The sequence below is a fragment of the Streptomyces sp. NPDC054932 genome (genome assembly GCF_053610205.1).
This window is the reverse complement of the sequence record NZ_JBSGXU010000246.1, coordinates 1-10,682: the sequence shown is the minus strand read 5'-3', so window position 1 is coordinate 10,682 and position 10,682 is coordinate 1. Positions and strand designations below refer to the sequence as shown.

At 74.2% G+C, this 10,682-nt stretch carries 9 protein-coding genes; 8 read left to right on the top strand and 1 reads right to left on the bottom strand.

Annotated features, from left to right (window positions below; translation table 11 throughout):
- Positions 1-416 (top strand): phosphopantetheine-binding protein (locus ACWGE1_RS37190; RefSeq protein ID WP_453424887.1); only part of this gene is annotated, 416 nt, incomplete at its 5' end.
- Between the two features lie 108 nt (positions 417-524).
- Here ACWGE1_RS37190 and ACWGE1_RS37185 read toward each other — a convergent pair.
- The gene (locus tag ACWGE1_RS37185; RefSeq protein WP_453424886.1) at positions 525-2,954 is read right to left on the bottom strand and encodes a M20/M25/M40 family metallo-hydrolase; all 2,430 of its coding nucleotides are present in this window, start codon (positions 2,952-2,954) and stop codon (positions 525-527) included.
- Between the two features lie 280 nt (positions 2,955-3,234).
- Here ACWGE1_RS37185 and ACWGE1_RS37180 point away from each other — a divergent pair, with 280 nt between their 5' ends.
- From ACWGE1_RS37180 to ACWGE1_RS37150, 7 genes are all read left to right on the top strand, one after another.
- The gene (locus tag ACWGE1_RS37180; RefSeq protein WP_453424885.1) at positions 3,235-3,456 is read left to right on the top strand and encodes an MbtH family protein; all 222 of its coding nucleotides are present in this window, start codon (positions 3,235-3,237) and stop codon (positions 3,454-3,456) included.
- A 48-nt stretch (positions 3,457-3,504) separates the two neighbouring features.
- The gene (locus ACWGE1_RS37175; protein ID WP_453424884.1) at positions 3,505-5,883 is read left to right on the top strand and encodes an AAA family ATPase; all 2,379 of its coding nucleotides are present in this window, start codon (positions 3,505-3,507) and stop codon (positions 5,881-5,883) included.
- The gene (locus ACWGE1_RS37170) at positions 5,880-7,154 is read left to right on the top strand and encodes an MFS transporter (protein ID WP_453424883.1); all 1,275 of its coding nucleotides are present in this window, start codon (positions 5,880-5,882) and stop codon (positions 7,152-7,154) included. Before ACWGE1_RS37175 ends, ACWGE1_RS37170 begins: the two co-directional genes overlap by 4 nt.
- A complete protein-coding gene (locus tag ACWGE1_RS37165) occupies positions 7,151-7,918 on the top strand; it encodes a sulfotransferase-like domain-containing protein (protein WP_453424882.1) in 768 nt (255 codons plus the stop codon). Before ACWGE1_RS37170 ends, ACWGE1_RS37165 begins: the two co-directional genes overlap by 4 nt.
- The gene (locus ACWGE1_RS37160; protein WP_401280549.1) at positions 7,915-8,325 is read left to right on the top strand and encodes a VOC family protein; all 411 of its coding nucleotides are present in this window, start codon (positions 7,915-7,917) and stop codon (positions 8,323-8,325) included. Before ACWGE1_RS37165 ends, ACWGE1_RS37160 begins: the two co-directional genes overlap by 4 nt.
- Positions 8,326-8,334: 9 nt before the next feature.
- Positions 8,335-9,231: a thioesterase II family protein gene (locus ACWGE1_RS37155; RefSeq protein WP_453424881.1), complete on the top strand. Its 897-nt coding sequence runs from the start codon at positions 8,335-8,337 to the stop codon at positions 9,229-9,231.
- Positions 9,232-9,246: 15 nt separating this feature from the next.
- A partial coding sequence (locus tag ACWGE1_RS37150) for a condensation domain-containing protein (RefSeq protein ID WP_453424880.1) occupies positions 9,247-10,682 on the top strand: 1,436 nt, incomplete at its 3' end.

Sequence of the window (10,682 nt, the reverse complement as noted above, 5' to 3'; positions counted from 1 at the left end):
TCCCCACCGCCATGATCCCCACCTACCTCACCCACCTCACCCACCTCCCCCAACTCCCCAACGGCAAGACCAACACCAAACAACTCCCCCCGCCCAGCGAGGAGTTCGAAGGTGGCGCCGGGGAGTACGTGGAGCCGCGGGACGAGGTCGAGAGGGAGCTGGCAGCGATCTGGTCCGAGGTGCTCGGGGCCCCGACGGCCATCGGCGTGCGGGACGACTTCCACGCGCTGGGCGGGCACTCGCTGCTCGCCGTGCAGATCGTGTCGCGCGTCCGTGACACCTTCGGGGTGGAGGTCCCGCTGACCCGGATGCTCACGGGCCGGCTGACCGTCGAGGCGCTCGCCGAGACCGTCCAGGACATCCAGCTCTCCGAGGCCGACGAGGACGAGCTGCTCGCCGCCCTCGCCGCCCTCTAGCCCTGGCCCCCTGAACGCCGACGGCCCCCGCAGCGTCTCCCGTCCGACCTTCAGCAGGTCGGGGGAGTACGGTGCGGGGGCCGTCCGGGTGGTGGCGGGGGCCGCCGGTCAGCCGCGTACGGTCAGGCCGACCGCCGTGACATCGGTGAGGTTCGCGCCCCAGGTGCTCCAGGTCAGGTCCTCCGGCAGGGCGACGGCCCCCGGCGGCAGACCGCGGGTGTACGCGGTGACGCGCAGCGGGACCTCACCGGCGCCGGAGACCTTCAGGGTGATGTCGAGGCCCTCGGCCGGGACCTTCCACAGGGCGAAGCCCCACTTCCACGGGCCCGCCGAGAGCGGCCGGTTGGTACCGCCGCGCACCGTGGTGCCGGCGACCTCGGCGCCCCGCACCTCGTGCGCCGAGGTGTCGGCGAAGAGGCTGAGGTAGGAGGTGTCGGGGGCGGGCCTGATGTGCAGGCGCACGGTCCGGACCCCGTCCGGGCCGGCCTGCTCGGAGGTCACGGAAACCCATGGGGCGGCCGGGCCGCTCGCGGCGGCGGCCTTGGCGATGTGCGCCTCGGAGACCAGGCCGCCGGCGAGTGTCGTCGGGAAGGTGGGGAACCGGGCGCGGACGTCGGCCCGTTCGGAACCGGCGAGGAGGCCGGTCCACTGCGGCGGTGCGTTGTCCGAGCTCAGCCAGTGGCCGGTACCCCGGTCGGCGTCCCAGACGTACGCGAGGCTGGTGTGCCGCGGGTGCTCCGCGTCGAAGGTGTCCACCCGCAGACCCGTCAGGACCAGTGCGACCCCGGCCGCCAGCGCCAGCCAGCCCGCGACCGGGGCGGTGCGGCGCGGCAGCAGGCCGAGCAGCGGCAGGGACACCGTGACGAGCAGCGCCATCAGGATCAGCGGGGCGACGGCCAGGGACAGGCCGAGGGTCGGGAAGACCAGCACGATCACCGGCAGCAGCAGCGGCAGCGCGACCAGCGCCGACAGGGACACGGCCAGGGTGCGGCCGTACTCCCCGTCCTCGCCGGTGCGGCGGCGTACGGCGAGGAACAGGGCCGCGCAGCCCACCAGCGGCGGCCACACGAACAGGTAGGACGCGCCGGGCGCGAGCACGGCCGTGGCCAGGCCCAGTGCGGTCAGCCAGCCCCACACGCCCAGCGCGGCCTCGGCGGCCCCGGTCCGGCGCCGCGTCAGCAGGTACCAGCCGACGGCCACGGCGCCGGTCAGGGTCAGGAAGGCGGCCCGGAACCAGCCGGGCCGGTAGCTGTCGCCCATGGACAGGTCGGCGTACCCGGGGCGGACCAGGCAGAGCAGCTCCCAGCCCCCGAAGGCGACGACGGCGGCCCCGACCAGGGCGAGCGGGAAGGTCAGCGCGGCCCGGACCACACCGCGGCGGGCGAGGCCGCGTCGGCCGGCGTACCACAGGAGTCCCGCGTAGCCGGCGGCGGCGAGCAGTGCGAGCGGCAGCACCAGGCCGTTCGGGTAGCGGACCAGCAGGCCCAGGACCGTGAAGTAGGTGTTGTCGGTGCCCTCGTGGACCTCGGTGAGGTCCTGCCCGGCGAGGGCACGGGCAGCGGCCAGGACGTTGTCGCCCTGGTGCTGGACGCTGGCGGCGGACAGGTTCTCGAGGGAGTCGCCGGGGGTGTGGTAGTGGGCCGAGCCGTCCACGAAGGCGAAGTTGAGGCCGCCGAAGCCCTTCTTCTTGAACTCGCTGAAGTCGGTGTCGTTCGGCAGGTACGTGTAGACCTCGTCGGCCAGCGAGGTGGCGATCGGCCGGTCCGCGCCGCTCAGGGCCGACAGTGCGCCGCTGTTGCGGGGGCCGGACTCGAACATGATGGAGGGGCCGGAGACCCCGCGCGCCTCCAGGTTGAGTATCACCGTGTTCGCCGGGTCGAGCCCGCCGTCCGCGAGGAAGGCGTGCGCGCCGAGCAGTCCGGGCTCCTCGCCGTCCGTGAACAGCACGTCGATCGTGTTGCGCGCCGCCTTGCCGTCGGCCCGCAGGGCCCGTACGACCTCCAGGACCGCCGCCACGTTGGCCGCGTTGTCGGCGGCGCCGGGACCGGCGGGAACCGAGTCGTAGTGCGCCATCAGCACCAGGTGCCCGGCGTCCGGGCCGGCCGTGCCGGGGAACGAGGCGTGAATGTTGGTGACCTCTGCGACCAGCGCGGTGCCGTCCTGCTCGTCGCGCGTCACGGGCTGCGGCCGGGCCTCGACCTGTGCGCCGAGTGCGGTCAGCCGGGACGTGAGGTGGGCGCGGGCTTCGGCCGAGGCCGGGCTGCCGATCGGGCGCGGCTGCCGGCCGATGGCCTCGGCGTCCACCAGGGCCCGGCGGGCCGAGAACTCGCCCGTCGGCGCGGAGGCGGGCTCGGGATCCGGCGGCTGGAGCGTCCACACGGAAGCGGCCGTCAGCAGCAGGAACAGCACGAGGAGCAGCAGTCCGGCGGGCCGCGCCGATCGGTCCGCCCGCCCCCGCGTGACCGCGCGCGCGAAGAGGCGGGAGATCGGGGGGGAAGCAGGCCGGGAGGGCGGGGAATTCGGGTCGGAATCAGCCATGACGGAGCACCAGTCTTTCCGTGTCTCGGTACGTTCGGCATTTCGGGCGGGGAGGCTCGGAACACGTACTTCACCGGAATTATCAAGAGCGGTTCAGCGCCCTGTCGCGGCTACCTGACACGATCTCCGGGTGAGTTGACATAGTTCCGCGGGGCCGCCGGGGGCAGCTGACAAAGTCCGGGTCGGGCCGGTGGCGGGCCCTGGACGGCTGGCTAGTTTGGCGTCCGGATCGCTTTCCCGCCGAAAGCCAAAAGCCGGAAACCGGAACTGGAGCCAGCTAATGATCAACGCACCCGTTGAGTCGTACCAGGTCGTCGTCAACGACGAGGAGCAGTATTCGATCTGGCCCGTCGGTCAGGAAATTCCCGAGGGCTGGCAGGCGCCGGGAAAGACCGGCGCGAAGGACGAATGCCTCGCGTGGATCGACGAGAACTGGAACGACATGCGGCCGCTCAGCCTGCGCCGCGCCATGGACGGCGCCGGGACGGCCTCCCAGGGCTGACCGCGACCGCCCACTCACGCAAAGGACACACAAGGAGGGGGACGAGCTGTGACGGCCCACTGGCAACAACTGCTCGATGAGATGCTCACCCCGGGTGCACCCACCCGAGGGCTCGAGCTGTTGGGGGAGGCCTGGAGCGGCAAGACCCGCCGCCTGGACGAACTCACCCGCCGTGCGACCGACACCGGATGGCACGTGGGCCGGAGCCGGCCGGACCGGCTCCAGCACTCGGCCCCCTTCGGGCTGTTCCTGGACGCGCTGGACGACCTGGTCACCGAGGCCGGACCGAGGCTGCGGGAGCGGCTCACCGAGGACGAACAGCAGCGGCTCGCCGTGCTCTTCCCCTCCATGAGCCACCTCGCGACCGGAGACCGGCCGGCCCGTGACCTGTACCGCGAATGCCGTGCGGTACGCAGCCTCGTGGGCCACCTGGCCGACGCCGGCGGCCTGTTGATCGTCCTGGACGATCTGCACCGCGCCGACGCCGACTCGCTGGACCTGCTCGGCTACCTGCTGGAGCGCCCGCTCACGGCGCCCGTGCTGATCGCGGTGGCCCACCGCCCGCGCCAGCTCGGGTACCGCACCCGTGCCGTGCTCGCCGAGGCCGCCGCCCGTGGTCTGACCCGCCGGGTCGAGCTCGGCGGCTGCGAGGACGCCGAGCTGGCCGCGCTCCTGCCGGACGGACTCGACGACGGGGCCGCCCGCTCCCTGCTGCGGCGCAGCGGCGGCAACCCGGGGCTGCTGCTGGCCCTCGCCGAGATGGAGCCCGAGGGGCCCTGCGGGGTGCCGTCCGTACCCGCGCAGCCGTCCGCCCGGGTGGCCGCCGCGGCCCTCGACGACTTCCAGCTGCTCGGCCCCGCGGGCCGGGCCATGGTCGGGGCGGCCGCCGTGCTCGGCGACACCTTCGGCCTGCGCATCGCCCTGGAGGTCTCCCAGCTCGACGAGGCCGAGGCCCGCACCGGCCTGGACGAGGCCCTCGCCGAGGACCTGGTCCGCCCGGTCGGCGACGGCCCCGACTTCCGCTTCCGCGACCCCGTCGTACGGGCCGTGGCCTACCACTCGGCGGGCCGCGGCTGGCGCTCCGGCGCCCACGCCCGGGCCGCCGCCGCCCTGCGCATCCACCAGGGACCGGCCGAACTCCGCGCGCAGCAGCTGCTGCACACGGTGGAGGTCGCCGACGACGATGACGTACAGGCCCTCGTGGAGGCCGCCGAGGACACCGTCCTGCACGACCCGGGTGCCGCCCTGCGCTGGGCGCGGCACGCCCTGCGGCCGGTGGTCACCGCCGACCCGCTGCTCAAGGCGCGGGCCCGGAGCGTGCAGGGCCGGGCGCTGCTGCACGAGGCCGAGTTCGAGGAGTCGGCCGCCGCCTTCCAGCGGCTGCTGGCCCCCGGGGCCGAGCTGCCCGCGGCACTGCGGGCCGAGGTGGTCTCCTCGTACGCCCAGGTGCAGCGGCTGCTGGGCCGTCACGAGGCCGCCCGCGAGCTGCTGCGCGGGGAAATCGCCCGTACCGATGCGGCCGGTGCCGGATCAGGTGCCGGGGCAGGTGCCGCGCCCTGCGGCAGTGCCTGCGCCGCCCACTGTGACCGGGCCGCCGCCGCGGACCCCGGTTCCGCCGCCCGCTGCGGCCGGCTCCGGCTGGCCATGACCGCCCTGGTCCTGGAGGCCGGCGGGCAGTGGAGCAGCGCCGACCGGGCCGCGCTCACCGCGCTGGCCGAAGCGGCCGGACACCCCGCGCACCCCACCGCCCTCGTCGCGCTCGCCGCCACCGAGGCACAGTTCGGGCGCAGTTCGGACGCCGCCGAGCACACCGAACGGGCCGCCGAACTGATCGACTCGCTCGCCGACGAGGACCTCGCCGCCCACCTGGAAGCCGTGCAGTGGCTGGTCGGGGCCGAGCTGTTCCTCGGCCGGACCCGGGAGGCCGAGGGACACGCCGAACGGGCCACCGCCCTCGCCCGCCGCTTCGGACAGCGCCACCTGCTGGCCGGGCTGCTCTGCGGACTCGGTCACACCCGGCTCCGCCTGGGCCTGCTGCCCGAGGCGCTGGCCTGCGCCGACGAGGCCGAGGAGGCATCCCGGGCCACCGGCAGCAGTCGGCTGCCGGCACACGTCGCCCAGCTGCGGGAGGAGCTGGACCTGCTGCACGGCATCGTCCGTCCGGCCGCGTCCGTCCCCGAGGAGGCGCAGCCGATGCTGCCCGAACTCAGCGGCCGGGAGCGGGAGATATCCGTCCTGGTCAGCCGCGGGCACACCAATCAGCGGATCGCCCACTTCCTGGAACTGAGCCCGAAGACCGTGGAGACGTACCTCGCCCGGATCTTCAAGAAGCTCGGCGTCTGCTCCCGGGCCGAGGTGGCCGCGATGGTCGGCCGGGCCGCCCCGCAGGCGCCGGAGACCGTGCCGAGCGGACGGCCGGTGCGATGACCTCCGCGCCGCACGCCCCGTCCGCGTCCTCCCCGACCGCCGGCCCCTCCGGCGGACCCGCGCCGAAACCGGCCCTCGGCCGCCCCTTCTGGCTGCTGTGGACCGGTACCTTCGCCGCGTCCTGGGGCGACGGGCTGCGGCTCGCCGCGCTGCCGCTGACCGCCGCGCTGTTCACCCGTGACCCGATGCTGCTCTCCCTGGTGACCTTCGCCGGACAGCTGCCCTGGGTGCTCGCGGGGACCTTCGCCGGAGCCTTCGTCGACCGGCACGACCAGCAGCGCGTCATGTTCTGGTCGGACGCCGTCCGGGCCGTGATCGCCGCCCTGTTCACGCTGGCCCTGTTCACCGGCCACGGGAACATCGCCCTGCTGCTGGCGTTCGCGCTGGTCATGGGCCTGGTGGAGACGCTGCGGGACAGTGCCACCCTCGCCATCGTCCCCCGCCTGGTACCCGCGCCCGTCCTGGACCGGGCCAACAGCCTGCTCCAGGGCGTGGCGATGCTCTGCGTGGAGCTGGCCGGGCCACCGCTGGCCGCCCTGCTGCTGACCTCCGGGACCGCCTTCCCGTACGCCATCGACACCGTCACCTTCGTGGTCTCGGCCCTGCTCGTCGCCAAGCTGGCGGGCGCCGCCCCGCCGCTGCCGCCGCGCACCGGGCAGCCGACGACCCTGCTCGCGGACGCCGCCGAAGGCATCCGCTGGCTGTGGCGGCACCGGCTGCTGCGCTCGGTGTGCGCCCTGGTCGGAGCCTTCAACTTCGGCCTCAGCGCCGTGGTCTCGGTCGGGGTGCTCTACGCCTACGACGTGCTCGGTGTCGGCAGCGTCGGCTACGGCCTGCTGATGGCCGTGATCGCCGTCGGCGGGGTGGCCGGCGTCGTGCTCACCCCGCTGCTCACCCGCCTGCTGGGCCGCGAGCGGACCGTCCTGCTGTTCTGCGGGCTGACCCCGGTCGCCTTCGTCGTCGCGGGCTCCGTCTCCCGGCCGCTGGCGGCCGCCGCGGTGCTCAGCACCGTCGGCATGGCCCTGGCCGTGCTCACCATCACCACCACCTCCATGCGCCAGACCCTGGTCCCGGCCGGGCTGCTCGGCCGGGTCGGCAGCTCCTACCGGCTCGTCGCCGTGGGCATGTCCCCCCTCGGCGCCCTCGCCGGCGGGGCCGTGGCCTCGTACGCCGGACTGCGTGCTCCCTTCTACCTGGCCGCCGCGGTGCTCACCGCCGCCTGGGCGCTCAGCCTCCCCGTGATGCTCCGCTCCACGAAAGGAACCCCGTGACCACCACCGAGGCCGTGGCCTCCGGCCCCGCCGTGATCGCCATGTGGAGTCCGCCGCGTTGCCGCTCGACCGCCTTCGAGCGGATGATGATCGAGCGCGGTGACCTGACCGTCCTCCACGAGCCCTTCAACATCCTCGCCAGCAAAGGCAGTTTCGAGATCGAGGGGCGTGCGTACCGGAGCGAGACGGAGCTGCTCGACGCGATCCTGGAGCTGGCCGCCACCGGTGGCCGCCCCGTCTACTTCAAGGACACCACCGACTTCCGCTACCCCGGACTGCTCGCGGACCCCCGGCTGACCACCGCGCTGCGGCACACCTTCATCATCCGCGAGCCCGCCGAGGCCATCGCCTCGCACTTCGCCCGCAACCCCGAACTGACCGCCGACGAGGTGGGCTTCGGCCACTGCGCCGAGATCTTCGACATGGTTCGCGCCGCCACCGGCGCCGTTCCGCCCGTGGTAGAAGCGGCCGACCTGGTCGCCGACCCGGCGGGCATCGCCGCCGCGTACAGCTCGCTGACCGGACTGCCCGACCTGCCCGGCGCACTCAGCTGGCAGGCCGGTGAGCGCAGCGAGTGGCAGGTCTTCGAGGACTGGCACCGCGACGCCGCCGCCAGCACCGGCATCCACGACCGGTCCGGCGACTACGCCGACACCGTCGGGAACAACGCCCACCTGGCCGCGCTGCACCAGGCCCAGCTCCCCTTCTACGAGCACCTGCGCGCGCACCGGATCACCGCCCGGCAGGAAGGGGCTGCAGCATGACCAGCCGTTTCGAGCAGCTCGTCGTCGACTGCGCCAACCCGCGCAAGGTCGCCGAGTTCTGGTGCGCCGTCCTCGACTACACCGTCCACGAGGACCGGGACGGGAACCTCGTGGAGATCGGCCCCGCCGAGATCGCCCCGCTGGAGGAGCTGCGGCGGGCCGCGGTGCCCGCCCAGCTGGTCTTCCAGCGCGCCCACAGCACGAAGACCCGTAAGAACCGGCTCCACCTGGACATCTGCCCCATCGACTCGGACCAGGCGTCCGAGGTGGAGCGGATCGTCGCGCTGGGCGCCCGCCGGATCGACATCGGCACGCCCAAGGAATCGAGCTGGACCGTGCTCGCCGACCCGGAGGGCAACGAGTTCTGCGTGCTGCGCAGCCTCGCCCCCGGCCACTTCGAGGAGTAGCGGACCCGGATGAGCATCAGTTCCCCGCCGCTGAGCAGCCCGGCCGCCGTGCCGGGCCGCCCCGCCCCCGTCCTCACCGCCCCTGCCCCCGTCCCGGCGGCCGGCTCGCGCTGGCTGCGCATCTGGCGGTCCCCCGGGCCCGCCCGCCGCCGGCTGCTCTGCCTGCCGCCGGCCGGCGGCACCGCCCAGGCGTACGCGCGCTGGGCCGAGCAGCTGCCCGACGGCACCGAGGTGGTCGCCGTCGAGCTGCCCGGCCACGGCTCCCGGATGGGCGAGCCTCCGATGACCCGGATGGCCGACGTGATCGAGGGGATCGAGACCGCCCTGGCGGCGCTCCCCGAGCTGCCGCTGGTGATCTTCGGGCACAGCATGGGGGCGGCCGTCGGCTGGGAGCTGGCCCGCTCGCTCCGGCACCGGTACGGCAGCGGCGCAAGCGGCGGAGGGACCGGCGCCGGGACCGGTGGTGGACAGCCCGTGCGGGGCGTCATCGCCGCCGCCGCGGCCCAGCCCGCCGCGGACCGACCCGACCGCTGGGCCGGCGGGGCCGCCACCCCGGACGAGGAACTGCTCGCCCTGCTCGACCACTCCCGCAGCCTGCCGCCCGAGCTCCGCGGACACCCGGAGTTCCTGCGGCTGTACCTGCCGGTGCTCCGCGCCGACCTGGAGGTGCTCGCCCGCCACCGGGCCCGCCGGGAGCGTCCGATGCCCTGCGCCCTGCGCGTCTACACGGGCGACGGCGACCCCCTGGTCGGCCCGGACGAGGCCTGGCCGTGGGGGCCCGAAGAGCTCGACGGCGACCGCCTCCTGCGGGTCTTCCCCGGCGGTCACTTCTTCCTGCACGAGCACCCCGGACCCGTACTCGCCGCGCTCGCCCGCGACCTCGAACTGATCACACCCGGCGCCTGAGCCCAGGAGCAGCAGATGACCACCGAAGCAGCACTCACCAAGGCCCTGGCCGGGCTCACCCCCGAGCAGCGGGCCAAGCTCACACTCGAACTGGCCCGCCGCAAGGCCCTGAAGAACCCGGCCGTCGCGCGCCGCCCGCGTACCGAAGGGGCCGAGAACGCCTTCCCCTCCTCGCCGGGCCAGGAGCGGCTCTGGTACCTCCACGCCCTGGAACCCGACTCCACCGCGTACGTCCTGCCCATCGTGCTCCGGCTGACCGGGGCCGTGGACGTGGCGGCCCTCGAAGGCGCGCTGGGCGCCCTGGTCGCCCGGCACGAGGTGCTGCGCACCGTCTTCGGCGAAGGCGCCGACGGCACCGTCCGGCAGATCGTCCGGCCGGTCGGCCGGGTGCCGCTGCCGGTGGTCGAGCTGCCCGCCGGGACCGGTGAGGAAGGACTCTTCGAGCGGGTGCGGGCCGAGGCGTCCCTGCCCTTCGACCTCGCGCGCGGGCCGCTGGTGCGGGCCTCGCTGCTGCGGCGCACCGAGACCGACTGGGCGCTGGTGCTCTGCGTCCACCACATCGTGGTCGACGGCTGGTCGCTGGGCGTCCTCGTCGACGAACTCGCCGAGATGTATGCCGCATGCGCCCAGGAACGGGCCCCCAGGCTCCCCGAACTTCCCGTGCAGTACGCGGACTTCGCCGTGTGGCAGCGCGAGTGGCTCTCCGGTGAGCGGCTGGAGGAGCAGCTGGCGTACTGGCGCGGCCGACTGGCCGGCGCCGCCGTGCTCGACGTGCCCGGCGACCGGCCCCGCCCGGCCGAGCAGTCCTTCGCCGGTGACTCCGTGCCCATGACCCTGTCCCCGGAGCTCGTCACCCGCCTGACCCGGCTGGCCGAAGGCGAGTCCGCGACCCTGTTCACGGGTCTGCTCGGCGCCTTCGCCGCCGTGCTGGGCCGCTGGTCGGGGCAGAGCGACGTGGTCGTGGGCACCGCGGTCGCGGGTCGTACCCGTACGGAACTGGAGCCGCTGGTCGGCTTCTTCGTGAACACCCTGGCCCTGCGCGTGGACGTCGGCGGCGGAGTCTCCTTCCGCGAGCTGGTCCGCCGCTCCCGGGAGAGCTCCCTGGAGGCCTTCGCGCACCAGGACGTGCCCTTCGAGCGGATCGTCCAGGAGCTGGGTGTCGACCGCACCAGCGGCCGCCCGCCGGTCGTCCAGGTGATGCTCGCGCTGCGCAACGTGCCGATGCGGCCGCCGACCCTCGGCGGACTCGGCGTCGAGGTCGTCGAACTCGCCCGCGAAGTGGCCCAGCTGGACCTCAGCGTGGAGCTGGTTCCGGAAGCCGACGGCGGACTGACGGGCGCTCTGGAGTTTTCGTCGGAGTTGTATGACCGGGCGACGGCGGAGCGGTTGGTCGGGGGTGTGGTGGCGTTGCTGGAGTCGGCGGTGGTGGCTCCGGATGTGCCGGTGGAGAG

Excerpts from the sequence above, each read along its gene's own strand:
- ACWGE1_RS37185 (WP_453424886.1), bottom strand. The coding sequence starts at position 2,954 with ATGGCTGATTCCGACCCGAATTCCCCGCCCTCCCGGCCTGCTTCCCCC.
- ACWGE1_RS37180 (WP_453424885.1), top strand. The coding sequence starts at position 3,235 with ATGATCAACGCACCCGTTGAGTCGTACCAGGTCGTCGTCAACGACGAG.
- ACWGE1_RS37170 (WP_453424883.1), top strand. The coding sequence starts at position 5,880 with ATGACCTCCGCGCCGCACGCCCCGTCCGCGTCCTCCCCGACCGCCGGC.
- ACWGE1_RS37160 (WP_401280549.1), top strand. The coding sequence starts at position 7,915 with ATGACCAGCCGTTTCGAGCAGCTCGTCGTCGACTGCGCCAACCCGCGC.
- ACWGE1_RS37155 (WP_453424881.1), top strand. The coding sequence starts at position 8,335 with ATGAGCATCAGTTCCCCGCCGCTGAGCAGCCCGGCCGCCGTGCCGGGC.